The sequence below is a fragment of the Terriglobia bacterium genome, assembly GCA_020073205.1.
In the GTDB taxonomy this organism is placed as follows: Bacteria; Acidobacteriota; Polarisedimenticolia; order Polarisedimenticolales; family JAIQFR01; genus JAIQFR01.
Genome location: JAIQFR010000066.1, coordinates 1 through 24,986 on the forward strand (window position 1 = coordinate 1; position 24,986 = coordinate 24,986).

The 24,986-nt window shown below is 70.8% G+C and carries 22 protein-coding genes; 17 read left to right on the forward strand and 5 right to left on the reverse strand.

Annotation, left to right across the window (positions count from 1 at the left end; all coding sequences use genetic code 11):
- Both LAO51_13685 and LAO51_13690 read left to right on the forward strand, forming a co-directional pair.
- A partial coding sequence (locus LAO51_13685) for a hypothetical protein (GenBank protein ID MBZ5639792.1) occupies nt 1–987 on the forward strand: 987 nt, incomplete at its 5' end.
- A 40-nt stretch (nt 988–1,027) separates the two neighbouring features.
- Entirely contained in the window at nt 1,028–1,462 is a 435-nt protein-coding gene (locus tag LAO51_13690; GenBank protein ID MBZ5639793.1) for an MGMT family protein, read from the forward strand.
- On the opposite strand, the gene LAO51_13695 is transcribed toward LAO51_13690, so the two are convergent.
- A complete protein-coding gene (locus tag LAO51_13695) occupies nt 1,448–2,713 on the reverse strand; it encodes a nicotinamide-nucleotide amidohydrolase family protein (protein ID MBZ5639794.1) in 1,266 nt (421 codons plus the stop codon). The genes LAO51_13690 and LAO51_13695 overlap by 15 nt on opposite strands.
- A gap of 46 nt (nt 2,714–2,759) precedes the next feature.
- Between LAO51_13695 and LAO51_13700 the strand changes: the two genes are divergently transcribed.
- The 4 genes from LAO51_13700 to LAO51_13715 all read left to right on the forward strand — a co-directional run bounded on the left by LAO51_13700 (nt 2,760) and on the right by LAO51_13715 (nt 8,916).
- Entirely contained in the window at nt 2,760–3,983 is a 1,224-nt protein-coding gene (locus LAO51_13700; protein MBZ5639795.1) for an MFS transporter, read from the forward strand.
- A gap of 99 nt (nt 3,984–4,082) precedes the next feature.
- Entirely contained in the window at nt 4,083–5,732 is a 1,650-nt protein-coding gene (locus LAO51_13705) for a nucleotide sugar dehydrogenase (GenBank protein ID MBZ5639796.1), read from the forward strand.
- A gap of 38 nt (nt 5,733–5,770) precedes the next feature.
- Nucleotides 5,771–7,165: a sulfatase gene (locus LAO51_13710; GenBank protein ID MBZ5639797.1), complete on the forward strand. Its 1,395-nt coding sequence runs from the start codon at nt 5,771–5,773 to the stop codon at nt 7,163–7,165.
- Entirely contained in the window at nt 7,162–8,916 is a 1,755-nt protein-coding gene (locus tag LAO51_13715) for a hypothetical protein (GenBank protein ID MBZ5639798.1), read from the forward strand. The genes LAO51_13710 and LAO51_13715 overlap by 4 nt, the downstream gene beginning before the upstream one ends.
- Here LAO51_13715 and LAO51_13720 read toward each other — a convergent pair.
- On the reverse strand, nt 8,823–9,773 hold the full coding sequence (locus tag LAO51_13720) for a hypothetical protein (GenBank protein MBZ5639799.1): 951 nt from the start codon (nt 9,771–9,773) through the stop codon (nt 8,823–8,825). The genes LAO51_13715 and LAO51_13720 overlap by 94 nt on opposite strands.
- A gap of 136 nt (nt 9,774–9,909) precedes the next feature.
- On the opposite strand from LAO51_13720, the gene LAO51_13725 reads away from it, so the two are divergent.
- The 11 genes from LAO51_13725 to LAO51_13775 all read left to right on the forward strand — a co-directional run bounded on the left by LAO51_13725 (nt 9,910) and on the right by LAO51_13775 (nt 22,673).
- Nucleotides 9,910–10,248, forward strand: a complete 339-nt coding sequence (locus tag LAO51_13725) for a 4a-hydroxytetrahydrobiopterin dehydratase (protein MBZ5639800.1) — start codon at nt 9,910–9,912, stop codon at nt 10,246–10,248.
- A 19-nt stretch (nt 10,249–10,267) separates the two neighbouring features.
- Entirely contained in the window at nt 10,268–11,572 is a 1,305-nt protein-coding gene (locus LAO51_13730) for a nitrate/sulfonate/bicarbonate ABC transporter ATP-binding protein (GenBank protein MBZ5639801.1), read from the forward strand.
- Complete coding sequence (locus LAO51_13735; protein ID MBZ5639802.1) at nt 11,569–13,299, forward strand: ABC transporter permease subunit; 1,731 nt, start codon at nt 11,569–11,571, stop codon at nt 13,297–13,299. Before LAO51_13730 ends, LAO51_13735 begins: the two co-directional genes overlap by 4 nt.
- A gap of 96 nt (nt 13,300–13,395) precedes the next feature.
- Nucleotides 13,396–13,917, forward strand: coding sequence for an ATP-binding protein (locus LAO51_13740; GenBank protein MBZ5639803.1), 522 nt, complete (start codon nt 13,396–13,398; stop codon nt 13,915–13,917).
- A gap of 45 nt (nt 13,918–13,962) precedes the next feature.
- Nucleotides 13,963–15,117, forward strand: a complete 1,155-nt coding sequence (locus tag LAO51_13745; GenBank protein ID MBZ5639804.1) for an efflux RND transporter periplasmic adaptor subunit — start codon at nt 13,963–13,965, stop codon at nt 15,115–15,117.
- A complete protein-coding gene (locus LAO51_13750) occupies nt 15,114–15,806 on the forward strand; it encodes an ABC transporter ATP-binding protein (GenBank protein ID MBZ5639805.1) in 693 nt (230 codons plus the stop codon). The genes LAO51_13745 and LAO51_13750 overlap by 4 nt, the downstream gene beginning before the upstream one ends.
- Nucleotides 15,803–17,737 (forward strand): tetratricopeptide repeat protein, encoded by a 1,935-nt coding sequence (locus tag LAO51_13755; protein MBZ5639806.1) that lies wholly within the window; start codon nt 15,803–15,805, stop codon nt 17,735–17,737. Before LAO51_13750 ends, LAO51_13755 begins: the two co-directional genes overlap by 4 nt.
- 9 nt (nt 17,738–17,746) lie before the next feature.
- Nucleotides 17,747–18,952 carry an ABC transporter permease gene (locus tag LAO51_13760; protein MBZ5639807.1) on the forward strand — a complete coding sequence of 402 codons (1,206 nt, stop codon included), beginning with the start codon at nt 17,747–17,749 and terminating at the stop codon, nt 18,950–18,952.
- Between the two features lie 74 nt (nt 18,953–19,026).
- Nucleotides 19,027–20,157, forward strand: a complete 1,131-nt coding sequence (locus LAO51_13765; protein ID MBZ5639808.1) for an ABC transporter permease — start codon at nt 19,027–19,029, stop codon at nt 20,155–20,157.
- Between the two features lie 120 nt (nt 20,158–20,277).
- Nucleotides 20,278–22,062: an indolepyruvate ferredoxin oxidoreductase subunit alpha gene (gene iorA, locus LAO51_13770; protein ID MBZ5639809.1), complete on the forward strand. Its 1,785-nt coding sequence runs from the start codon at nt 20,278–20,280 to the stop codon at nt 22,060–22,062.
- Nucleotides 22,059–22,673, forward strand: a complete 615-nt coding sequence (locus tag LAO51_13775) for an indolepyruvate oxidoreductase subunit beta (GenBank protein ID MBZ5639810.1) — start codon at nt 22,059–22,061, stop codon at nt 22,671–22,673. The genes iorA and LAO51_13775 overlap by 4 nt, the downstream gene beginning before the upstream one ends.
- Here LAO51_13775 and LAO51_13780 read toward each other — a convergent pair.
- The 3 genes from LAO51_13780 to hypD all read right to left on the reverse strand — a co-directional run.
- A complete protein-coding gene (locus LAO51_13780; protein MBZ5639811.1) occupies nt 22,661–23,164 on the reverse strand; it encodes a zinc ribbon domain-containing protein in 504 nt (167 codons plus the stop codon). The genes LAO51_13775 and LAO51_13780 overlap by 13 nt on opposite strands.
- A gap of 20 nt (nt 23,165–23,184) precedes the next feature.
- Complete coding sequence (hypE, locus tag LAO51_13785; GenBank protein ID MBZ5639812.1) at nt 23,185–24,204, reverse strand: hydrogenase expression/formation protein HypE; 1,020 nt, start codon at nt 24,202–24,204, stop codon at nt 23,185–23,187.
- Nucleotides 24,201–24,986: hydrogenase formation protein HypD (gene hypD / locus LAO51_13790; protein MBZ5639813.1), on the reverse strand; the 786-nt coding region annotated here is incomplete at its 5' end. The genes hypE and hypD, both read right to left, overlap by 4 nt.

Sequence of the window (24,986 nt, forward strand, 5' to 3'; positions counted from 1 at the left end):
AACGGCATTCCCGCCGATCGGATGGCTGGTGACATCCTCACCGACCTCTCCTGTACTTACATCATCAGCTTCGATCCTACGGCGATTCCAGAGGACCGCCCGCTGCCGGTGCAGGTGCGCGTTCATGGGAAACGACTGTCCGCTCACGTGCCGCGGAAGGTGGTGATCCAGAGCGAGTCGGCTCGGCGAACGTCGCGGCTTCTTGCCGCGTACACGGGGGCGCACAAGGAGGAAAAGGAGGAATCGGGAGCGATCACTGCGACGGTGGTGCCGACCGGCTTCTCCGACGGCGCATTCGTCGGGCTCGTGCAAGTCGTGGTCCCTTCTCCGTCGGAGAAGGGAGGGAGCTGGGAGATCGGAGGAACCATCGTCTCGGGTAACACTGCTCGCGAAATCGTGACGAGAGCGATCAGTACCAACGTCTCGGGAATCCCGGTTGTCTTCGAGAGCGCGGAGAGCTTTCCTGCCGGCCACCAAGAGGTCGTCGCGGTGGCGCGGAACAAGGTGAACGACACGGTCGTCTCAGAGGTCGTGGAGGTGACGTGGCCCGAGATCGGGAACGGCACCACGATCCTGCCGATCGCGGTGCTCCAACCCACGAACGGGGCGTTCGCCCGAGGCGAAGCGACCCGCACGCAGGGATCGGTGGCTCTGACAGAAGCCCAGCTGTTACGGGCCGATGTGCCGACTGCGCTCGTGGCTCTCGTGTGCTGGGGTGCGGAGGGGAAGGGATCGCTTCACATCGAACGCACGTTGCACGGCGATGCAAAGACCAAGCTGAATTTCCCGGCCATCGACCTCCAGCCGGGGAAGGATCGCTGTGAACAGGTGCGCGACATGATCCCCGCGGGGACCTTAGGGTCCGGTTGGTTCCGCTACTCGATCGTGGTCACCCAGGGGCAGGAGGAACTGGCGAAGGCTGAGCGCACCTTCGACGTCCAGGCCGACTCACCTCGTCCCCTGGTCGTCGAACACGGCGGCTCGTAAAGGGCGCGGCGACGAAGGTGCGGTTATCATCAGCCGAGCCATGACCCGATCGCGACCGCCCCGAGCGCTTCTCGCCACCGCCGCGCGGGTCCACGGGGACATCCGGGGCCGGCGGGCGGCCGCGTGGGAGGCGGTTTTCGCGATCGCGCGCCGCATACCCCGCGGACGGGTCATGACCTACGGGCAGATCGCCACCCTCATCGAGAATCGCCTCTCGCCTCGAGCGGTGGGCTGGGCCCTGCACGGCTGTCCCGAGGACGTCCCCTGGCAGCGGGTCGTCAATGCCTCGGGAGGCTGCTCCACCGAGCGGCTGCCCGACATCCCCGCGGGCCTGCAGCGGGCGATGCTCGAGGCGGAGGGCGTCGTGTTCTCGCCGAGCGGGACGCTCGACCTCGCACGGTACCGGTGGGTGCCCACCCCGCCTCGACGTCGCCCCTCTCCACGGCCGCGACGCGGCGCCTCAGGGGCGCGATAGGCCGTCGTCCGCCGGGCCGCCCAGGAGCTGCCACAGCGCGTAGAGCGCGTAGTTCGCCGACAGCTCCATCACCGAGGCGCGATCGAGCGGGAACTGAATCCTCCGTGCGGTTTCAGTCTCCGGTGTCCCGGCCGCGACGTGGACGAGGCCGACGGGCTTCGCCGGCGTCCCGCCGTCGGGCCCCGCAATTCCGGTGATCGCGATCGCGCAGGAGGCGCCGAACCGGCGCCTCGCCCCGCGCGCCATCGCGATCGCGACCTCCTCGCTCACCGCGCCGTGGCGAGCGATCAGGTCGGCGGGAACACCGAGCAGGTCCCGCTTCGCCTCGTCGGCGTAAGCCGTGACGCCGCCCAGGAAGTAGCGAGACGCGCCGGGGACCGAGACGATCTTGTGGGCGGCGCGCCCTCCGCTGCACGACTCCGCCGCGGCGAGCGTCCACCCCTTCGCGACCAAGAGCTCGCCGATCCGCTGCGGGAGCGAGGTCCCGTCCAGGCTCACGAGGTGTCCGGCGAGCCCCTTCGCGAGGGCCCGGCGCGCCTCGTCCTCGAGCGGGCCGAGCGGCCCCGCTGGCGGGTCGGTCAGCGTCAGCGTGACGTGCAGAACGCCGAGGATCGGCAGGACGGACACGGCGACGCCGGGCTTCTCGTACCACGGCGCGAGCACCGGCTCGACGTGGACCTCGGGGAGCCCGGCCAGGACGGCGCGAACGACGCGGACCTCCGGACGCTGGGGGAACCGAGCCGCGAGACGCGGCAGCACGAACTCCTCCAGCATCCCGGCGAACTCGGGGACCACCCCCGGCAGCAGGGCGATCACCTTTCCGCCGGCGTCGATGTAGGAGCCGCACGCGAGCCCTCGCGGGTTCGGGATCGGCTCCGCGCCCTCGATGATCAGCGCCTGCCGGCGCCCGGCGTCGGTCAGCGGACGGCCGCGGGCCTCGACGCGACGGGTCAGCTCGGCGAGCCACGGCTCGTCGAGCGAGACGCCCCGTCCGAGCGCCCGTGCGACTCCTTGCCGCGTGAGGTCGTCCCCCGTCGGGCCGAGCCCTCCGGAAGCGATCACCACGTTCGACGTCTCGAGAGCCCCGTGGAGGGCAGCGGCGATGGCGTCCTCGTGGTCCTCGATTCTCGAAACCTGCGACAGCGGGATCCCCAGCTCCGCGAGCCGCTGCCGCGCCAGCGGGCCGTTCCCGTCCGGCCGCGCCGGGTCGAGCATCTCCGATCCGACGATCAGGAGCGACGCCTTGGGCATGCCGGCATGTTACCCCGAAGCGCGCGGAGTGGTATGTTCGCAGGGCATGAAGCCGAGGACGGATCCGTACGCCGCGCTCGTCCTTCTCACGGGACTCAACTTCTTCAACTACATCGACCGGAACGTCCTCTTCGCGATCCAGGACATGGTGAAGGGGGAGTTCCACTGCTCCGACACCCAGCTCGGGTTCCTGACCACCGCCTTTTTCTTCAGCTACATGATCACGGCGCCGTTCGCAGGATTCGTCGCCGACCGGTACCCGCGGAAGCTGATCATGGCCGGCGGCGCGGTCGTCTGGAGCCTCTTCACGCTCCTGACCGCCGTGACCCACGACTTTGAGACGCTGCTCGTCCGCCACACCCTCGTCGGCGTCGGCGAGGCGACCTTCGTGGCCATCGCGCCGGCGTTCCTCTCGGACATGTTCCCGGAGCACCGCCGCGGCCGGATGCTGTCGGTATTCTACCTGGCGATTCCCGTGGGCTCCGCCTGCGGGTACCTCATCGGCGGGGTCCTCGGCCATCGCTTCGGCTGGCGGAGCCCGTTCTACGTCGCCGCGGCTCCCGGCTTCCTCCTGGCCCTCGGGATCCTCCTGATCCCGGAGCCCGCGCGCGGGAGCGCCGACCGGATCCCCGAGAGCCTCGAGCGCACCACCGTGCTCGGCCTATTCCGGAACGGTGGGTACTGGACCTGCAGCCTCGGCATGGCGATGATGACGTTCACCGTGGGCGGCCTCCAGGTCTGGATGCCCACGTTCCTCTCGCGGGTGAGGGGCGTCCCCCTCGCCTCCGCGAACACGATCTTCGGGAGCATGACGCTCGCCTCAGGCCTCGTCGCCACGCTCGCGGGAGGCTGGCTGGGCGACCGCCTGCTGCGACGCACGAAGGGAGCGCACTTCCTCGTGTCGGCGGTGGGCATGACCCTGGCGCTTCCCGCCATGGCCGTCGCGATCCACGCCGAAGGCGCCGCGATGTACGCCGGAATCCTCCTCGCGGAGTTCTTCCTGCTGCTCAACACGGCGCCGCTGAACGCGGCGCTCGTCAACTCGGTCGGAGCGTCCGTGCGCGCGACGGCCGTCGCCGTCAACATGTTCGTGATCCACCTGCTCGGCGACGCGTTCTCCCCGACGCTCATCGGCTGGATCTCCGACCGGAGCGACCTTCAGACCGGGTTCGCCCCGACGTTCGTCGCGGTCGCGATCTCCGCCTCGGTCCTGTTCCTCGGAATGCGGTTCGCGCCGGCCGTCCTCTCCCTCGGGGACGAGCCCCGCTAGCTCCGGCCGGCGCGATTCGGGGTATATTCCGCCTCCGTCTCGGGACCGCTCGGGGGACGCTCCCTCCCGGCCCGTTCGCGGGACGGACAGGAGCCCCCCATGGCGACGCGCGCGTACTCCGTCAGCCCGAGCGGAGAGAAGTTCCCGCTCCCCTCTCGCCAAGACTACAAGACCGAGCTCGACCGGCTGAAGCGCCTCGCGGCGGCGCACCGGAAGGGCGGTAGGGAGATCGTGGTCGTGGTGGGCGTCGGCTTCGTCGGAGCCGTCATGGCCGCGGTGATCGCCGACTCCACCGACCGCAAGGGGAAGCCGGGGAAGTTCGTGATCGGGATGCAGAGGCCGAGTCCCCGCAGCTACTGGAAGATCCCCCTGCTGAACCGCGGGGTCTCTCCGGTGAAGTCCGAGGACCCGGAGGTGGACGAGCTGATCGCCCGCTGCGTCCACGAGAAGAAGACGCTGGTCGCCACCTTCACCTACGACGCGCTGGCCCTGGCGGACGTGGTGGTCGTGGACGTCCAGTGCGACTACCTCAAGACCGCGCTGGGGAACTGCCGCACGGGGTCCGCGGACATGGAGGCCCTCGAGGAATCGATGGCGGTCATCGCGGAGAGGATCCCCCCCGACGCCCTGGTCCTGATCGAAACCACGGTCGCCCCGGGCACGACGGAGCAGATCGCCTACCCGATCATGAAGAAGGTCTTCGAGCGGCGCGGGATCAAGAAGGACCCGCTGCTCGCGCACAGCTACGAGCGGGTGATGCCGGGCCGGGATTACGTCCGGTCGATCCGGGACTTCTGGCGGGTGTGCAGCGGGGTGAACGAGCGGGCCAAGCGCAAGGTGCGGAAGTTCCTGACCGAGGTCCTGCACACCGACCGCTTCCCGCTCACCGTCCTCGATCGCCCCATCGAGTCGGAGACCGCCAAGATCGTGGAGAACAGCTACCGCGCCACGATCCTCGCGTTCCTCGACGAGTGGTCGCTCTTTTCGGAGCGCAACGGCGTCGACCTCAAGAAGGTCATCGAGGCGATCAAGGTCCGTCCGACCCATTCCAACATCATCTTTCCCGGGCCGGGCATCGGGGGATACTGCCTGCCGAAGGACGGCGGGCTCGGCGTCTGGGCCTACCGGCACATCCACGGGTGGGAGGACGACCTCTTCCGTCTCACCCCGCTGGCCATCGACGTCAACGACACCCGCGCGCTGCACGCCGCCGAGCTGGTCCGCGACGCCCTCAGGAACCTGGGGCGCCCCATCGCCTCCGCCGGGGTGCTGCTCCTCGGCGCCGCCTACCGCGAGGACGTCGGCGACACCCGGTACAGCGGCTCGGAGATCATCGCCCGCCGGCTCGTGGAGATGGGCGCCGAGATCCGCGTGCACGACCCGTACGTGGATCACTGGTGGGAGTTCGAGTCGCAGGACTCCTACCCGGGCCCGGGACAGAGCCGCGCGCGCTTCTTCCACCGGCAGGACCGGCTGAAGGAGCTAAGGATCGAGAAGGACCTTCTGAAGGCCATGAAGGGGATGGACGCGATCGTCCTCGCGGTGAGGCACGCTCCGTACCTCGACCTCGTCCCCGAGAAGGTGGTCGCCGCCGTCGGCAAGCCCTGCGCGGTCGTGGACTGCTTCTGCGTCCTGGACGACGACAGGATCAGGCGCTACTTCGAGCTGGGGTGCGAGGTGAAGGGGATGGGCCGCGGGCACATCCAGCGGCTCAAGGAGGCCGTGAGGCGGGAGCGCGCCCGGGGCTAGTCCGCCGCGGCGCGATCGAACCGAGGGACGAGGGCTTCTTGCGGCGCGGAGCGGGAGCGGTCTTGGTGGCGGGCGCGGTCGTCGCGGCGGTCCTCGCGCCGTCGGGCTGCGCGACGCGCCCCGCGGAGGCCCGCCCGAACGTTCTCCTCGTCACCCTCGACACGACGCGCCTCGATCGCCTCGGCTGCTACGGCGGCCGCAAGGAATTGACGCCGAATCTGGACGCGTTGGCCGCGGACGGTGTGAGGTTCGACGCGGCCTACTCCGCTTCCGGCTCGACGCCGCAGTCCCACGCGTCGATCCTCACCGGGTTGTACCCGTTCCAGCACGGGCTAAGGGTCATCTACGCTCCCTCCGGCTACCGGCTCCCCGAGGCGGTGCCCACGCTCGCGACCGTCCTCGGAGAGAGAGGATGGCGGACCGCGGCGTTCCTGAGCGCGTTCACGGTCTCGGAGTTCTTCGGCTTCCAGCGCGGATTCGACCTGTGGGACAACGGCCTCAAGGCGCCGGTCGGTTCGATCCTGGTCCAGCCGCGGAAGGACGGCCCGTGGCTGTGGGCCCTCGCGCCGAACCAGCGCCGGTCCGACGACACCGCCGACCGGGTCCTGGACTGGCTCGGAAACGAACGCGGGCCTTTCTTCGCGTGGGTCCACTTCTTCGACCCTCACGATGCCTACCTGCGCCCGCCGGAGGAGGTCCTCCGGCAATTCCCACCCGACGGGCCCGGACCGCTCGCCTCCATGCGGGCGCTCTACGACGCCGAGGTCCACTTCGTCGATATCCAGCTCGGGAGGATCCTCGACGCGCTGAAGACAGCCGGCCGCTACGAGGACACGATGATCGTGGTGGTCGCCGACCACGGCGAGGGGCTCGGGGATCACGGCTGGCCGGGCCACCAGCTGCTCTACCAGGAGCAGATCCACGTTCCCCTGGTCGTGCGGCTCCCCGGAGAGCCCCGGGGGAAGACGGTCGCCGCGGTCGTCCGCACCATCGACATCTTTCCGACGGTGCTCGAAGGGCTCGGCATCGACCGGCCCGGCCGGTCGAGCGCGCGGAGCCTCCGCCGGTTGATCCGCGGGGAGCCGGACGAGCCGCGAATCGCTTACGCGGAGCAGCTGAACGAGTTCGACCTCAACGCGGACGTGCTGAGGGCGAGGCCGCTCGACGGCCGGCTCTACTGCGTCACCGACGGCGTCCTCAAGCTGATCGACCGCCGGAGCTTCCGGGAGCGGAGCGAGCTCTTCCGGCTCTCGGACGACCCCGGGGAGCTCCGGAACCTCCTTCCCGATGCCCGGAGCGACGCGAGCCGCCTCCTCGGGCTCCTCGACGCGATGCACCCCTACCGGGATCGGCCGTTCGGCGAGGGCGAGGGGGACCGCGAGGCGCTCGAGCGACTGCGCTCGCTGGGCTACGTCGGGCGCCCGGTGCCATGAAGGGGTCGCGCCTTCCCCTGATCCTGCTCGTCGCGGGCGTCGCGCTGTTCGTCGCGCACGCGGTGCACTTCCTACCGTACGCCAACGACGACGCGTACATCACGTTCCGGTACAGCCGGTTCCTCGCGACCGGACGGGGACCGTACTTCAACCCCGGCGAGCACGTGGAGGGGTACTCGAACCTCCTCTGGATGCTCGTGATGGCGCCGGTTTACGCGCTGGGCGGTGTCTCGGCCGTGGCGCCGTTCGCGAAGGGGCTGGGCCTCCTGTGCGGTGGCGCGTGCCTCGTGTTTTCCTACCTGCTCTGCCGGCGTCTCTCCCCCGATGCGGAGCGGGGGCCGAGGAGCATCTTCGTGGCCGGCCCGCTGGCGGCGGGACTCCTGGCGGTGGCGCCGTCCTTCGCCCTCAACAGCGTGAGCGGCCTCGAGACCGCGTTCTACTCGTCGCTCCTGACTCTCGGCGTCCTTCTCGGAACGCTGTCGGCGAGCGACGGGCGCTGGCGCGGAGCCGGCGTGGCGTTCGCGGCGGCCGCGCTGACCCGGCCGGAAGGGGCGGCGCTGTTCGCGGTCTACGCGGCCGCGCAGGGTGCTTCGGCGTGGCGCGGCGCGGCGCGGGACGGCCTCGGCGCCCCGCGGGAGGTCGCGAGACGCCTCGGGCCGCTGATCGCGGACGTCCTCCTGGTCGCCCTCGCCGCGGCCGGACAGCTCGCGTTTCGATGGCTCGCCTACGATGGGGAGTGGCTCCCGAACACCTACTACGCCAAGGCAGGCGGGGTCGGCTCCGTGACCTCGTGGGAGTACGTTCGACAGGGAGCGCTGTCCCCGTTCCTCGGCTTCCTTGGGATCGCGGCTGCCGCGGCGGGCTTCTGGCTCGGCGGGTTGCGCCGCCGGGCGGTGCTCCCCGTGGCCTGCACGGCGGTGGCCGGCGCCCTCCTCCCCCTCGTGACCGGACCGGACTGGATGCTCGGCTGGCGGCTCGTCGCGCCGGTCCTTCCACTCCTGGCCGCCGTGGTCGCGATGTCGTGGACCGGGCTCGCGGCGCGCTGGATCGGGAGGCCGACCTGGCTCGCACCCACCCTGCTGCTCGCCCTGCTCCCGGTCGCTGCGTGGACGGAGTCCGGCGCACGCGCGGCGTTCGACCGGATCGTCACGGTGCGCGCGCGCGGCTACGACGAAGGCCACGTCGCGCTGGCTCGCTGGCTCCACGGTGGCGCGGCGAAGCCGGGCGACACGGTGGCGCTCATGGACATCGGTATCGTGGGCTATCTGTGCGACGACCTGCGAATCCTGGACATCACCGGCCTGACGGACCGGCACATCGCGAAGAGCCCGGGGACGTTCCTCGAAAAGCGTTACGACCCCGCGTACGTCCTCGACCGGCGTCCCGAGATCATCGTCATCGTGTTCGCCGCGGAGGGAGATCCCCGCCGGCCGCCGGAGAACCTCCACCTCGTGCCGTGGTCGCCCGAGGAGGACGCGATCCTCGCGTCGCAGGAGTTCCGTCGGGAGTACGTGCGGCCGCGCGAGGCGCCGGGGACCGGGGATCCGTGGACGGTCGATCTGGCCCGGAGCCTCGGCGCCGAGCGCGTCTTCCACCACGCGTACCCGGACCGGTTCTATCTCCTCGCGGCGTTCCGGCGCCGCCCACCTCCCGGCGCTCAGAAGCCGAATTCCGCCCCGACCGAGAACGTGAGCGCGCTCCAATTGACGGAGTTGAGGGGGCCGACCTCGATCTCTCCGGTGGCGAGATAGGTCGTATCGGTCCCTCCGCTCCCGGTCCAGTCCACGTACTCGAGCGCCACCGAGATCTTGGTCCTCGGACGGTTCATGACGCCGAACCGGCCGGTGACGGTGAGTCCGCCACCGGTGGTTTCCTGATGGAAGCTCGTGGGGTGGGCGAAGTCGTCCCTCAGATTCCAGTTCGCCGTGGCGCGATAGGCTTCCAGTCGGTAGACGAGCCTCAAGGAGAGATCGTGCCGCTCCCCCACGGCCCAGCGCGCCTCGACGCCGATCGCGGGACCCTGCCAGCGCGCGTCATAGGTGCTGTCGAGGCCGGGGAAAGGTCCGACGGGCGGCGGCGCGTCGGGTGGCGACACGAGATCGGGTCTCGACACGGTCTGGTTGCCGTCGGTCATTCGGAACTTCGTCCTCCGGTAGGCGTACCCGAAGAAGGGGATGACGCTGATCGAACGACCGAAGGCTCGCTGGCGGAGATCCAGGCGGTAGCCCGCGTCGAACTCCCCCTCGAAGAGGCCGTCGCCGCCTCCGTCGTTGTTCGATCGCGAGTACAGGAGGGTGCGATCGCTCCCGGCGTAGTCGGAGTCTCGGTTGTCGCCGCTCTCGATCCGACCGACCGTGAGATCGGCCATCAGCACGAGATGCCGCCTTAACACGAATTCGCCCCGGGCACCGATCGCCAGGATCCTGAGGTTGCTCCAGGTGAGCTCCGAGAGGACGTTCACGCCGTTCCCCGCGATGGCCCAGTCGAAGCTCGCGGTCTCGACGGAGGCTAGGACGCCGGCGGTCCTCTCCACCGCCGCGCGGGACGGGAGCGCGCTCGCGGCCCCGAGGAGGATCGCGAGGGTCAGGCCCTCGGCGGCTCGCGCCATGGATGCCTCGGTGGAGCCGACGACGTGTCGCCGGACTCCGGCGCACATTCTACGTCGACGGCCGGCTCGCGCCGGCGGGCCGATCCGGGGATAATCGACGGTCGAACCCGGGAGATCGCCCCGGGAGAGGTGAGCCATGAGCGACCTTCAGACCAAGCACTGCAAGCCCTGCGAGGGAGGGGTCGAGCCGCTCGGCCTCGACACCGCCCGCGCGCTGCTCGTGGACCTCGACCACTGGTCCATCGAGCCGTCCGGCAAGGAGATCGTGAAGCTGTTCAACTTCCGGAACTACTACGAGACCATGGCGTTCGTGAACGCCATCGCGTGGGTCTCCCACGGGGAAGACCATCACCCGGACCTCGAGGTGGGGTACAACCTCTGCCGCGTGCGCTACAGCACTCACGCCATCGGCGGGCTCTCCCTGAACGACTTCATCTGCGCCGCCAAGGTGGACGGCCTCCTGCGGAAGTCCTAGGCGAGGGGGGCGCGGGGCGTTGCCGCCGGCCGAGCCGATCGTCGAAGCGCGGGGTGTCGAGAAGTCCTACGTCCAGCCCGGGGGCCGGAAGTTCACGGTCGTCGCCCCCACCGATCTCGAGATCCGGGCGGGAGGCATCGTCGCGCTCCTGGGCGCCTCAGGGTGCGGCAAGTCCACGCTCCTGAGGATGCTCTCTGGGCTCTCGACGCCCTCGGCGGGCGCCGTGCTTTGGCACGGCCGGCCGATGAGCGGCGAGCGGCCGAACGTCTCCATCGTGTTCCAGAGCTTCGCGCTGTTCCCGTGGCTCACGGTCCTCGCGAACGTCGAGGCACCGCTCGAGGCGCGGGGGATCGCCCCCGTCGAGCGCCGCAAGCGGGCGATCCGGATCCTCGACGTGGTCGGGCTCGACGGGTTCGAGACCGCGTATCCGAAGGAGCTGTCGGGCGGGATGCGGCAGCGGGTCGGGTTCGCGCGCGCGCTGGTCGTGGAGCCGGAAGTGCTGTTCATGGACGAGCCGTTCTCGGCGCTCGACGTGCTCACCGCCGGGAACCTGCGGGGGGAGCTGCTCGAGCTGTGGACGAGCAAGCGGATCCCGACCCGGGCGATCCTGATGGTGACCCACAACATCGAGGAGGCGGTGTTCCTGGCCGACCGGATCGTGATCCTCGGCGGGAAGCCCGCGCGGATCCGCTCCGACTTCGAGGTGGCCCTCCCCCACCCGCGGGACCGCCAATCGCCGAGGTTCCTCGAGCTGATCGACCACGTGTACAAGGTCCTCACTCGGCCCAAGGAAGAGGCCGCCGCGGCGGCGCCTCTCCCTTCCGGCGTCGCGCCCGCTCCCGCCCGCTATCTCCCGATACCCCACGCCCGCCCCGGGGGGATCGCCGGGCTCCTCGAGATCCTGGCCGACCGCGACGGGCGCGACGACCTCTACCACCTGGCGGACGAACTGATCCTCGAGGTCGACGACCTCCTCCCGATCGTGGACGCGGCGGCGCTGCTCGGGTTCCTCACCGTGCACGAGGGAGACGTGGAGGTCACCCCCGACGGCCGGGCGTTCGCCGAGGCGGAGATCCTCGGCCGGAAGCGGCTGTTCCGGGAGTCCGCGCTCCTACGCGTCCCGATCCTCCGGCAGATGGAGCACGCGCTGCGCGCGAAGACGGATCGCGCGCTGCCCGGCGACTTCTTCCACGACCTCCTCGACGAGCACCTCGGCGCGGACGACGCCCGAAGGCAGCTCGACACCGCGATCCTGTGGGGGCGCTACGCCGAGATCTTCGACTACGACGCGGGCTCCGGCCGCCTCATCCTGACGGAGCCGTGAGCACGCGGCCGCTCTCGCGCCCCCTCGTCCCGCATCGAGCCGGCTCGATCGCGACCGACGTGCTGATCCTGGGTCTCGGACTCGCCGTGTTCTGGGGCATCCTCTCGGCGGGGCGCGCCTGGCTCGGCCCGTTCACCCCGGCTCCCCCGCTCTCCACGAGCCCCAGGGCGCTACCGCTCTACACCGCGTACTCCCTCCTGAGGATCGGCGCGGCGTACGCCCTGAGCCTCGTCTTCGCCGTCGGCTACGGGTACGTGGCCGCGTACCATCGCGGTGCGGAGAGGATCCTCATCCCGCTGCTCGACGTGCTGCAGTCGATCCCGGTCCTGAGCTTCCTCCCCGGCGTCATGCTGGCGATGGTGGCGCTCTCGCCGCACCGCCAGCTCGGCGTGGAGCTGGGCGCGATCCTGCTGATCTTCACCGGACAGGTGTGGAACATGGCGTTCAGCTTCTACGCATCGATCAAGGGCATGCCGGAGGACCTCCGGGAAGTCGCCTCGGCGTGCCGGTTCGGCGCCTGGCAGCGGTTCGTCCGGCTCGAGATGCCCTGTTCCGCGCGGGGACTGGTCTGGAACTCGATGATGTCGGTGGCCGGTGGGTGGTTCTTCCTGATGGCCTGCGAGATGTTCGTGCTGGGGCATCGGGACTTCCGCCTCCCCGGGCTCGGCTCCTATCTTGAGACCGCGGCGGGCGCCGGCGACCTTCGCGGGATCCTCTGGGGGCTCGCCGCGATGGTGGGCGCGATCGTGCTCCTCGACCAGCTCGCCTGGCGCCCGGTGCTGGCCTGGGCCGAGAAGTTCAAGCTCGAGCAGGTGGAGGCGGCCGAGGTCAAGCACTCCGCCGTATTGGATCTCTTGCGCCGCTCGCGCCTCGTCCCGCTCCTCTCCCGGACGTTCCTCGCGCCCCTCAGGGGCCGCCTCTCGCTTCGACTCGCTCGCCGCGCGGCCCGGCCGGAGCGCCCTGCGCCGCCGGGTCCGCTCCGGATCTGGACCGTCCGCGTTCTCGCGGCCGTCCTCCTGGCGATCGTGGCGTGGGCCGCGGTGAGGGCGGTCGCGACGTTGCTCACGCTCAAGGGGCCGGACGCGCTCACGATCCTCCGGGGCGCCGGGGCGACCTTCCTGAGGGTGAACGCCGCCCTCCTCCTCGGCGCGCTCTGGACGGTCCCGGTCGGGGTGGCCGTCGGATCGAGCCCGAGGCTCGCGCGCGTCGCCCAGCCGCTCGCGCAGATCGCCGCCTCGGTGCCGGCCACCGCGCTCTTCCCGGTGCTGCTCCTGGCGCTCGTCCGCGCGGGCGGCGGGCTCGGCATCGGGTCGATCCTGCTCATGCTCCTCGGAACCCAGTGGTACGTCCTGTTCAACGTGATCGCCGGGGCCAGCGCTATCCCGACCGATCTCGAGGAGGCCGCCCTCACGTTCCGCTTCGGCCGGATCCAGCGTTGGCGGCTGCTGGTGCTGCCGGGGATCTTCCCCCACCTGATCACGGGCCTCGTGACGGCCTCGGGCGGCGCCTGGAACGCGAGCATCGTGGCGGAGTACTTCCATTTCAGGGGGAAGATCCTCTCGACGACCGGCCTGGGCGCCACGATCAGCCAGGCCACCGACGCCGGGAACTACGCGATGCTCCTCGGCTCGACGGTCGTCATGGCGGCGATCGTCATCACGGTCAACCGGGTCGTCTGGCGCCCGCTCTACGCCCTCGCCGGGACCCGTTTCACGATGGATGCCTGACGCCCGGGTGAAACCCGGCTCGTCAGCGGCCGTATCGGAAGTTATCCTGTTCCGGGGACGGCGGGGCTGTGCTTCGGCCCGGCCCGGGGAGGATCGTTGGCGAAACCGCCGAGCTCACTGGCCCGATCGAGGCAGGGGAAGGTCCCCCCGAGGCTCGACCGACGCAGGCTCGTCCTCCGCTTCCGCGCGTTGCTGCCGAGCACCCGCGATTCCATCAACTTCGCGGTCGCGAAGGTGATGAAGGTGGCGCGGGAGGCGGGGTGCATCGCGTCGGACGTCGCCGACGTCGAGATCGCCGTGCGGGAGGCGCTGGCCAACGCGATCATCCACGGCAACGAGGGCCGGCCCGACAAGATGGTCCTCCTGCGATGCTACGGCGATCCCGAGGACGGGATCCTCCTCGCCATTCGCGACCAGGGGAGGGGTTTCGATCCAGCCGCCGTCCCCGATCCCCGCTCCGCCGAGCGCCTCGAGCTTCCCCACGGCCGTGGGATCTTCCTCATGCACGAGCTGATGGACCACGCCGAGCACCGGAAGGGCGGGCGCGAGGTGGTCCTCTACAAGGCCTGTCACGCCAAGAAGGCCCCGAAGGCCCCGGCACGCGGAGGCCGCCGCTAGCCGGAGGCGGACCGGAGCCAGCGTTTCTCCTGTAACATCCCGCGCATGCGACGCAGCTGGACGCAACGGATCCTCGTCTTCGCCCTGCTCCTAGGCGCCGCGGTGGCGCTCCGCTTCACGGTGTTCCGGACGGCGCCGATCCCGGTCACCGTGTTCCGCGTGGCGCCGGGGCGCGTGGAGGAGACCGTCACGAACAGCAGGGCCGGAACGATCCAGTCCCGGCGACGCGCGACCTTGAGCACCGAGGTGGGAGGACGCGTCGCGAAGCTCCCGGTGAAGAAGGGGGACCGGGTCCGGACCGGGCAGGTCCTGGTCGTGCTGGCCCACGCGGACGTCGAGGCGCAGGTGGCGCAGCAGGGGCGGGCCCTCGACGCCGCCCGGGCCGACGAGCGCCAGGCCGCGCGGAGCGCCGAGCAGGCGGAGCGGGAGCTCGACCGCTACAACCGGCTGGCGCGCGACCTCGTGGTCTCGCGGGAGGTGGTCGACCAGTACGAGAGCGGGCGGGACGTGGCCGCTGCGGCGCGGGACGCCGCCGCCGCACGGGTCCGGCAAGCCGCGGCGGTCCTCGACGCCGCTCGAGCCGCTCTCGACAAGACCGTGTTGAGGGCCCCGTTCGACGGCGTCGTGGCGGACCTCAAGACGGAAATCGGCGAGTGGATCACCCCCTCCCCACCGGGCCTCCCGATCCCCCCGGTGCTCGAGGTCATCGATACCGACGCGATCTACGTCAGCGCTCCCATGGACGAGGTGGACGTCGCCCGGGTGCGGGCGGGCCGGCCGGTGCGCATCACGATGGACGCCTTCCCGGGGCGCTCGCTCCCGGGGCGCGTGACGCGGGTCGCCCCGTACGTGCTCGACGTTCAGGAGCAGAACCGGACGTTCGAGATCGAGGCGGAGTTCGACGACGCGGCGTTCTCGAGGACGCTGCTGCCCGGCACTTCCGCGGACGTGGAGGTCGTCCTCGACGCGCGGGACCCGGTGCTCCGCATTCCGAGCTACGCGCTCATCGAGGGGGGAAGAGTGCTCTCGGTTCGGGACGGCCGGCTCGTCGCGCTGAAGGTTAGGACGGGCCTCAGGAACTGGGAGTTCGTCGAGATCCGCGAGGGGCTCGCCCCGGGCGAGGCGGTCGCGGTCTCCCTGGACCGGGCGGAGATCCGGGAGGGAGCAGAGGTGAGGATCGCGGGCGAGACCCTCAAGTGATCGGCCTCCGCGGAGTATCGCGGGTGTACCACGTTGGCGGGCGCCCGGTGCACGCCCTCCGCGACGTGGATCTCGAGATCGCCGCGGGCGCGTACGTTTCGGTCATGGGTCCTTCCGGCTCCGGGAAGTCCACCCTTCTGAACGTCCTCGGCTGCCTCGACCGGCCGACCGCCGGCTCGTACGTCCTAGACGGGCAGGAAGTCGCGAAGCTCGACGAGCGGGCGCTGTCGAGGGTCCGCCGGCACAAGATCGGCTTCGTGTTCCAGGCGTTCCACCTCGTGCCGCGGATGACCGCCGCCTCGAACGTCGAGCTTCCCATGATGTTCGCGGGGGTCGACCGCTCCCTGCGCGCGCGGCGCGTCGATGAAGCGCTCCGATCGGTGGGGCTTTCCGGGCGCGCCCATCACCGCCCCGACCAGCTCTCCGGAGGGGAGCGGCAGCGGGTCGCGATCGCGCGGGCCGTGGTGATGGGCCCTTCGATCCTCCTCGCCGACGAGCCCACGGGAAACCTCGACACCGTCTCGGGGGCCGAGGTGGTCGGTCTCCTCGAGCGCATGAACGCGGGGGGGCTCACCCTCATCGTCGTGTCCCACGATCCTTCCATCGGCCGCCGGGCGAGCCGCCAGGTCCGTCTCGCCGACGGCGCGGTCGAAGCGGGGGACGGGACGGCCCCGGGATCGGCGCCGTGAGCCTCGAGATCCGCGGGTGGCGCGCGACGCTCCTGGCCGCGGTGCTCCTTGCGGCGGCGACGTTCGCGGTCTACCTCCCCTCTCTCGGCAACGGGTTCATCGACTCGTACGACGACGCCGACTACGTCACGAACAACCCGGTGGTAGAGAGGGGGCTGACCGCGGAAGGCCTCGTCTGGGCGTTCACGCGCTGGCACTCGGCCAACTGGCATCCCCTCACCTGGATCTCCCACATGGTCGATTGCGCGATGTACGGCCTCGACCCGTGGGGCCACCATCTCACGAGCCTCCTCCTCCACGCCGCCAACGCGGTCCTCTTGCTGCTCCTCCTCGACCGCGCCACCGGGCGCACGTGGCGGAGCGCGGCCGTCGCGGGCCTGTTCGCGGTCCACCCCCTCCACGTCGAGTCGGTGGCCTGGGTGGCCGAGCGCAAGGACGTCCTGAGCGCGTTCTTCGCGCTCCTCGCTGCGCTGGCGTACGTCGGTTGGACCCGTGAGCGCGGGCGCGGTCGCTACGCGCTGGTCGTCGGGCTCTACGCCCTGGCGCTGATGTCGAAGCCGATGGTGGTCACGCTCCCGTTCGTCCTCGTCCTCCTCGACGACTGGCCCCTCGGGAGGATGGGGCCGACCGGGAAGGGAACCACGCTCGCGCGAGCGCTCGTTCCCCGCCTCCGGGAGAAGGCGCCGCTCCTCGCGCTGGCGGCGCTGTCTTGCGTCATCACCTACCAGGTCCAGCTGGCGGCGGGTGCCGTGACCTTCCTCGAGAGCCTGCCGTTCCCGGCCCGACTCGCCAACGCCCTCCTTGCGTACGTCCGGTACGCCGGCCTGATGGTGGTGCCGACCGACCTCGCGGTGCTCTACCCCTACCCGGACGCGGGCATCCCGCCCTCTGAGGTGCTCGGCTCGGCGGCGGCGATCTTGGCCGCGACGGCCCTCGCGATCCGGTTCGGTCGCCGGCTCCCGTACCTGCCGGTCGGCTGGTTCTGGTACCTCGGTACCCTCGTGCCCGTGATCGGCCTCGTCCAGGTCGGGCTCCAGTCCATCGCGAACCGGTACACCTACCTCCCGCTGGTCGGCCTGTTCCTGATCGTGGTGTGGGGAGCGGCGGACCTCGCCGAGCGCATCCCGAGTCGAGCGCGGACGCCCGCGCTGGCCGTCTCCGCTGTCGCCGCGATGCTCGCGCTCGGCGGAGCGGCGCGAGTCGAGACCCGGTACTTCAGGGACAGCATCGTCCTCTTCGAGAGGACGCTTGCGATCACCTCGAACAACGCCCACGCCCAATACAACCTGGGAGCCGCCCTGGCGCGGCGGGGCGACGTCGACCAGGCCATCGCCCACTATCGCGAAGCAGTGCGCATCGATCCGGGCCTCGCCGCGTCCTGGAGCAGCCTGGGCGGCGCGCTCCTCGAGCAGGGCAAGGCCCGGGAGGCGATCGCTCCGATCGAGGAGTCGCTCCGCCTGAACCCCCGGGCCGCGAAGGCGCAGTACAACTTCGGGTTGGCGCTGGCCGACCTCGGGAGGACGGACGAAGCGGTCGCCCGATACGGCGAGGCGCTGAGGCTCCTTCCGGAGTTTCCGGAGGCGCACTACAGCCTCGCGGTGATCCGGCTCCGCCAGGGGAAGTGGGACGCCGCGATCGGCGAGTTCTCCGCCGCCCTTCGCTCGAAGCCCGAATTCGCGGAGGCGAGCCTCGGCCTCGGCAGCGCCCTCGTCGGGGCCGGCCGGCCCGCGGAGGGACTGGCGCACCTTTCCGAAGCCGTTCGGTTGAAGCCGGCCGACGGGAGGTACCGCTTCGAGCTCGCGCGCGCGAAGGCGCTCGTGGGGGACTTCGCCGGGGCGCTGGGCGACGCCCGAGAGGCCCGGCGCCTGGGTTACGAGGTGTCGCCTGCGCTCCTGGCCGAGATCGAGGCCAGGGCCAAGGCCCCGCGATAGGAGTCGAGCTTGGGCCTCGGCGACCTCCTCCGGTTCGCGGGCGGCGCCCTCCTGGGCCACCGATTGAGGACCGGCCTCTCGCTGCTGGGCGTCGCGATCGGCGTCGCGGCCGTCACGGTCCTCACCAGCCTCGGCGAGGGGGCGAGGCTCTACGTGACCGGCGAGTTCGCCTCGCTCGGGAGCAATCTCCTGATCCTCGTTCCGGGGAAGACCGAGACCACCGGGGTCGCGCCGATCCTCGGCGGAACGGTCCACGAGCTGACGCTCGAGGACGTGGAGGCGCTCCCCCGCCGGATCCCGCTGGTGCGACGGGTCGCGCCGCTCTCGGTGGGAACGGCCACCGCGCGCGCGGGGGAGCGGAGCCGCGAGATCACGGTGGTCGGCACCACCCGGGAGATGCTCGGAGTCCGCCACCTGAGGATCGGGGTGGGCCGCTACCTACCGGACGTCGAGGCGTCCCGCGCGCCCCGGGTGTGCGTCCTCGGAGCCAAGGTCCAGCGGGAGCTCTACCCCGAGCGAAATCCGCTGGGGGAGCTGCTCCGGATCGGCGACGAGCGCTACCGGGTGATCGGGGTCATGGTGCCGCGCGGGACCTCGCTCGGCATCGACCTCGACGAGGCCGTCCACGTCCCCGTGGTGCCCGTGATGAAGTTGTTCAACCGGCGGGGGCTCTTCCGGGCGCTGCTCGAGATCTCGTCCCATGACCGGATCGAGGAGGCCAAGGGGGAGGTCCTCCGCGTCCTCAAAGAGCGCCACGACGGGATCGAGGACGTGACCGTGTTCACCCAGGACGCCGTTCTCGCCACGTTCGGGCGAATCCTGTGGGTCTTGACGGCGGCGCTCGCGGGGATCGCGGCGATCTCCCTCTCGGTCGCCGGCATCGGGATCATGAACGTGATGCTCGTGTCGGTCAGCGAGCGGACCCGAGAGGTGGGGCTCCTGAAGGCCCTGGGAGCGACGGAGGGACAGATCTTGCGCGCCTTCCTCGCGGAGGCCGCGCTGATCTCGGGCTCGGGCGGAGCGGTCGGCCTCGCCGCGGGATTTGCCGGCAATCGCCTCCTCATGGCGCTCTACCCCGCCTTTCTCCTGACGCCTCCCGAGTGGGCGGTCGCGGGGGCCGTCGCGGTCTCGCTCCTGGTCGGGACCGTGTTCGGAGCGCTCCCCGCGCGGCGGGCGTCGCGGCTCGATCCGGTGGCCGCGCTGGCCGGGAGGTGACGGTGGCGCCCGGGGACGTCCTGCGCCTCGCGTGGGGCTCGATCGCCGCTCACCGGCTCCGGTCGGGGCTCACCATGCTCGGGATCCTGATCGGCATCGCCTCGGTCATCCTCCTCACGTCGATCGGGGAGGGCGCGCGGTCGTACATCGTCTCCGAGTTCACCCAGTTCGGGGCGAACACGCTCGCGATCCAGCCGGGTAAGATCAAGACTACGGGAATCCCCGGCTCGGTGGTGGGCACCGTCCGCAAGCTGACCCTGGACGACGCCCAAGCGCTCCTCCGCGTTCGCGGCGTCGAGAAGTACGTGGCGCTCTCCATGGGTATGGCGCGGGTCGAGGCGAGGGAGAGAGGGCGGAGCGTGTTCGTGTACGGGGTGACTCCGGACGTCCCGGACGTGTGGAAGTTCCGGATACGGCAGGGACGATTCCTCCCGGCCGGAGATCCGTCCCGGGCGGCTTCGGTGGCGGTCCTCGGGCCGACGTTGAAGCGGGAGATCTTCGGCGAGACCAACGCTCTGGGCGAGCACGTGAGGATCGGCGGCCGGCGCTTCGTAGTCATCGGCGTGATGGAGCCGAAGGGGCGCTTCCTCAACTTCGACTTGGACGACACCGCGTACGTCCCGGTGGCCTCGGCCCAGCGCCTCTTCAACCGGGACGACCTCGTCGAGATCGACGTCCTGTTCTCGAGCCGCATGGACGCGACGCCCGTGGTCGCCGGGATCCGAAGGGCCCTGATGGGGCGCCACGGCGGGGAGGAGGACTTCACCATCGTCACGCAGACCGAGATGCTCGACGTCCTCGGCCGGGTGATCGGGATCGTCGGCTTCGCCGTCGCGGGGATCGGGGCGATCTCCCTCCTCGTCGGCTCGATCGGGATCCTGACCATGATGTGGATCACCGTGAACGAGCGAACGCTCGAGATCGGTCTCGTCAAGGCTCTCGGCGCCGAGCCGGGTCAGATCCTGACACTGTTCCTCCTGGAGGCCTCGGCCCTGTCTCTCTCGGGCGGTCTCCTCGGCGTCGCCGCCGGGCTGGGCATCGCGCGCCTGCTGAGGTGGGCGGTGCCCGGTCTGCCGGTCGTGACCCCGCTCCGGTTCGTCGCGGCCGCGCTCGCGGCCAGCATCGCGGTGGGGCTCCTGAGCGGCGTCCTCCCCGCCCGCCGCGCCGCGGCCCTCGAACCATGCGACGCGCTGCGGGCGGAATGACGATCGGAGTTCCCGGGCCTCGCCCGAATCCCCGCCCCTGTTCGGCTGACCCGCGCCGGTGCTACGATGCGCTCCACCCCCCATCCGGAGCCGAGTGGGCCCACCGATGAAGGGACCCTCATGACGAACCTCAGCGAAAGCAGGAAGATCCTGTCCGGCAACGAGGCGATCGCCCACGCGGCGTGGGCGGGCGGCGTCGAGCTGGCCTCCGCCTACCCCGGCACCCCGAGCACCGAGATCCTCGAGAACGTCGCGAAGTTCAAGGAGATCTACTGCGAGTGGGCGGTCAACGAGAAGGTCGGGATGGAGGTCGTCATCGGGGCCTCCTTCGCCGGCGCCCGCTGCCTCACCGCCATGAAGCACGTCGGGCTCAACGTCGCCCTCGACCCGCTGATGACCTTCGCGTACATCGGCGCCAACGGGGGGATGGTGGTGGTCACCGCGGACGATCCCGGCATGCACAGCTCGCAGAACGAGCAGGACAACCGCAACATCGCCCGTTTCGGCAAGATGCCGCTGCTCGAGCCGTCCGACAGCCAGGACTGCTACGACATGGTCCGGGTCGCGCTCGACCTCTCGGAGGAGTTCGAGGTCCCGGTCCTGGTCAGGACCACGACCCGAGTCTCCCACTCCTCCGGGGTCGTGGAGCTCGGCCGGCTCGACCGCAGGCCCCGCGGCGAGCGTCGGTACAAGAAGGACATCACGAGGAACATCCCCGTCCCGATGTTCGCGCGAGTGATGAGGACCCGCCTCGAGGACAAGCTCCGCCGCCTGGCCGAGTACGCGGAGACGAGCCCGCTTGAGAGGGTCGAGCGCGGGAGCCGGGTCGGGATCGTGACCTCGGGGATCGGCTACGCGTACGCGAGGGAGGCCTTCCCCGACGCGTCCTTCCTGAAGCTCGGGATGACGCATCCCCTTCCCGAGCGCAAGGTGCGGGAGTTCGCCTCGACCGTCGACCGGCTCTACGTGGTGGAGGAGGGCGATCCGTTCCTCGAGGAGCAGCTCCTCGCGATGGGGATCCGCGTGGAGAAGCCGCGCGAATCGCTCCGGATCGGAGAGCTCGGCCCGGACCGGCTCGCCGACCTCGCGGCCGAGGTCGAGGGAAGAGAGCCGCGGCGCCGGCCCGTTCCCGCGTCGGGACTCCCCGCGAGACCGCCGGTCCTCTGTCCCGGCTGCTCGCACCGGGGGGTGTTCCACGCGCTCCACCGGCTTCGGGCGCTGGTGACGGGCGACATCGGCTGCTACTCGCTGGGCGCGTTCGCGCCCCTCGACGCGATGGACACCATCGTGTGCATGGGCGCCAGCGTCACCAACGCGCACGGTCTCGAAAAGGCCGGACAGAGGGGGCGGATCGCCGCGGTGATCGGCGACAGCACGTTCTTCCATTCGGGGATCACGGGTCTGCTCAACATGGTCTACAACCGGAGCCGCGGCACCGTGGTGGTCCTGGACAACCGCACCACCGCGATGACGGGTCACCAGCAGCACCCGGGCACGGGCAGGACGCTGATGGGCGAGGAGACCGCCGAGGCGAGGATCGAGGAGGTGGCGCGAGGGCTCGGCGTGCGGAGGGTTCGCGTCGTGGACCCGTACGACCTCGAAGCGACCTACCAGGCCCTCAAGGAGGAGCTGGACGCCCCCGAGCCCTCCGTGGTCGTCTGCCGCAGGCCGTGCATCCTCGGGGCGAAGGTGAAGTTCGAGGAGCGCTACGAGATCGAGGTGGACAAGTGCACGGGGTGCGGCGTCTGCCTCCGCCTCGGCTGCCCGGCGATGGAGATGACCGAGGAGGTGGCTGCGGCGACGGGCAAGGACAAGGTCCGGATCAACGACGTCCTTTGCGTGGGCTGCGGCCTCTGCGTGCAGGTCTGCCGCCTCGACGCCATTCACCCGAGGGTGCGGTCATGAGCGAGATCCTGAACGTCTTCCTCGTGGGCGTCGGCGGGCAAGGCATCCTGCTGGCCGGCGAGATCCTGTGCCGGATGGCCCTCCTCTCGGGAAAGGACGTGAAGAAGAGCGAGGTCCACGGAATGGCCCAGCGCGGCGGCAGCGTCGTCGGCCAGGTCCGGATCGGCGACCGCGTCCACTCGCCGCTGATCGCGACCGGTGCGTCGGACGTTCTCGTCGCGTTCGAGAAGGTCGAGGCGCTCAGGTTCGCTCATGAGCTCAGGCCGGGGGGCGTCGCGGTGGTGAACGACCAGGAGATCCGCCCGATCACGGTCACCACCGGGCAGTCCGAGTGGCCGGCGGACCTCGATGGAGATTTGCGGTCCGCGTTCCCCCGGCTCGACCTGGTCCCCGCCCTCGAGATCGCCTCGGGCCTCGGCAACGTCCGGGTGGTGAACCTGGTGCTGATCGGAGCGCTCTCGCGCCACCTCGACGTTCCTGAAGAGGTCTTTCAGGAGGCGATCGGCGCTCTGGTCCCGGCGAAGCTCCGGGAGCTCAACCTCTGCGCCTTCGAGGCGGGACGGGCGGCGCTCGTCGGCGCGAAGCCCGCGAGCGCGGATCACAGCTCGTAGAGCGTCGTATCCACGGTGGGAGGGAGCGTCTTGCGGCGTAGTCCGGCGAGGCGCTTGCCCGGAGCGTTCGAGAAGGGGTCCTCCTCCAGGACGTCTCCCATCTCCGCCTCGATCGATTCCGGGGCCTCGCCTGCCTCCATGCGCCGGATCGCCTCCTCCATGCCGCCCGTCACCGGGATCCCCGCTGCTTCGTAGAGCCGCCGGGCGATGCGGGCCGCCTGCCGCGGGTCGCTTTCATCCAGGCTCTCCATCTCGCCCGCCATGGACGCCATGGCCCGCTCGAGCTTCGACTCGTCGAAGTCGGGCAGCCCATCGCCGGCGTCCCCCTCGCTGTCCTTGCGCCCGGAGGAGATCGCGAAGGCGGACGGCTTTCGCGGGAGATCGGGCCGCTTGCAGCGGGGGCAGGCCGGCCGCTTCGTGGCGGCCGGGCTCCGTGCGAGGAAGCTGAACACCGTGTGGCAATCGCGGCAGTAGAACTCGTAGATCGGCACGTCCCTCCTCCTCCGCTCTCTCAGCAGATCCGGGGCAAGTCCGCCCCCGAGAGGAGATCCACGGGGCGCTCGCCGCCCACCCTCGTACGCAGCAGCACGGGGACGGCGCCCTCCCGGGCCTCTTTCACGACGCCGATCCGCGCCGCGCCGCGCCCGAGCGGATGGGAGCGGAGCGCCTCGAGCGCGCGCTCCCTGTCCCCCGCCGGAACCCACGCCAGGAGGCGCCCCTCGGACGCGAGGTAAAGGGGGTCGAGTCCGAGGATCTCGGCGATCGCGGCCACCTCCGGGCGGATCGGGAGGCACGACTCGTCGAGCACGATGCTTACCCCCGCCCTCCCCGCCACCTCGTTCAAGGTCACGGCGACCCCGCCGCGCGTCGGGTCGTGCATGGACCGCACGTCGGCGCCGGACGAGAGCAGCCCCTCGGCCAGCGACGCCAGGGGCGCGCAATCGGAGCGGAGCCCGGGACCGCCCATCGCGTGGCGCGACGCCATGATCGTCGCTCCGTGGTCGCCGAGGCTCCCCGAGATCAGCACCGCGTCGCCCGGCCGGATCCGACGGTCGCCGAGGTCGCGGCCCTCCGGTACGACCCCCAGTCCGGCCGTCACCGCGTACATCCGGTCGCCCTTTCCCTCGGGGACCACCTTCGTGTCGCCCGCCACGATCTGGACGCCGGCTTCCGCTGCGGCGCGCGCCGCTCCGCGGACGAAGGTCAGGAGCAGGTCGGCGGAGAGCCCTTCCTCGAGGATCACCGCGAACGTCAGCCAGAGCGGGCGGGCTCCCGCGACTGCGAGGTCGTTCACGGTGCCGCACACCGAGAGGTATCCGAGGTCGCCGCCGGGGAAGACCGGAGGGTCCACGACGAACGCGTCGGTCGTGAGCGCCGGGCGGCCCGGCGGCAGCTTCGGCAGGACCGCGCTGTCCGACAGGGTCGCCAGGAACGGATTGTCCAGCGCCGGCAGGAACGTCTCCCGCACCAGCGCCTGGGTCAGCCTCCCACCCGAGCCGTGGGCGAGGAGGATCCTGTCGGACCCGCTCACGACGCCGCCCCCGCCGCGAATCGATCGTGCCGGTGCCACGCCGCGCACGTTCCCTCGCTGGACACCATGCAAGCTCCGACCGGGGTGTCCGGGGTGCACTCCCGGGCGAACAGCGGGCACTCCGGCGGGTCGATGGCTCCCTTCAGGACCTCACCGCAGCGACACCCCTCGGGCTCCACCGGATCCGGCAGCTCGACCTCGATCCGCGATGCGTCCCGATGCGCCCAGGCCGGACGCAGCGCGAGGCCCGACGCGGGGATCGTCCCGAGGCCCCGCCACGACGCGGCGACCGGCTCGAAGAACTTGTCGAGGAGTTCCCTGGCGTGGGGGTTGCCCTCGGGCGCCACGACGCGGCCGTACAGGTTGGCGACCTCCGCCCTGCCGTCCCTGAGCTGCTCCACGAGATCGAGGACCCCGCGAAGGACGTCCGCCGGCGTGAACCCGACGACCGCGGCGGGCACCCCGAACTCCGCCGGCAGGAACTCGAACTCCCTGGATCCGGTCACCACCGCGACGTGCCCGGGAAGGAGAACGCCGCTCACCCTGACCCCAGGATCCCGCGCGAGCGCCCGGAGCGGCGGCGGAACGGTCTTGTTCCCCGGCAGGATCGTGAAGTTGCGGACGCCTTCCCGCTCGGCCTCCTCCACCGCCGCGACGATGGTGGGCGCGGTGGTCTCGAATCCCACCGCCAGGAAGACCACGCGGGTCGAAGGATCGGCGCGCGCCGCATCCAGGGCGTCGCGAGGCGAGTAGACCACCCGGATCCGCGCCCCTCGCGCCCG

Bases quoted from the DNA above. Each gene is read 5' to 3' on its own strand.
- LAO51_13690 (MBZ5639793.1), top strand. From the start codon at position 1,028: ATGACCCGATCGCGACCGCCCCGAGCGCTTCTCGCCACCGCCGCGCGG.
- LAO51_13695 (MBZ5639794.1), bottom strand. From the start codon at position 2,713: ATGCCCAAGGCGTCGCTCCTGATCGTCGGATCGGAGATGCTCGACCCG.
- LAO51_13700 (MBZ5639795.1), top strand. From the start codon at position 2,760: ATGAAGCCGAGGACGGATCCGTACGCCGCGCTCGTCCTTCTCACGGGA.
- LAO51_13705 (MBZ5639796.1), top strand. From the start codon at position 4,083: ATGGCGACGCGCGCGTACTCCGTCAGCCCGAGCGGAGAGAAGTTCCCG.
- LAO51_13715 (MBZ5639798.1), top strand. From the start codon at position 7,162: ATGAAGGGGTCGCGCCTTCCCCTGATCCTGCTCGTCGCGGGCGTCGCG.
- LAO51_13720 (MBZ5639799.1), bottom strand. From the start codon at position 9,773: ATGGCGCGAGCCGCCGAGGGCCTGACCCTCGCGATCCTCCTCGGGGCC.
- LAO51_13725 (MBZ5639800.1), top strand. From the start codon at position 9,910: ATGAGCGACCTTCAGACCAAGCACTGCAAGCCCTGCGAGGGAGGGGTC.
- LAO51_13745 (MBZ5639804.1), top strand. From the start codon at position 13,963: ATGCGACGCAGCTGGACGCAACGGATCCTCGTCTTCGCCCTGCTCCTA.
- LAO51_13765 (MBZ5639808.1), top strand. From the start codon at position 19,027: ATGCTCGGGATCCTGATCGGCATCGCCTCGGTCATCCTCCTCACGTCG.
- iorA (MBZ5639809.1), top strand. From the start codon at position 20,278: ATGACGAACCTCAGCGAAAGCAGGAAGATCCTGTCCGGCAACGAGGCG.
- LAO51_13775 (MBZ5639810.1), top strand. From the start codon at position 22,059: ATGAGCGAGATCCTGAACGTCTTCCTCGTGGGCGTCGGCGGGCAAGGC.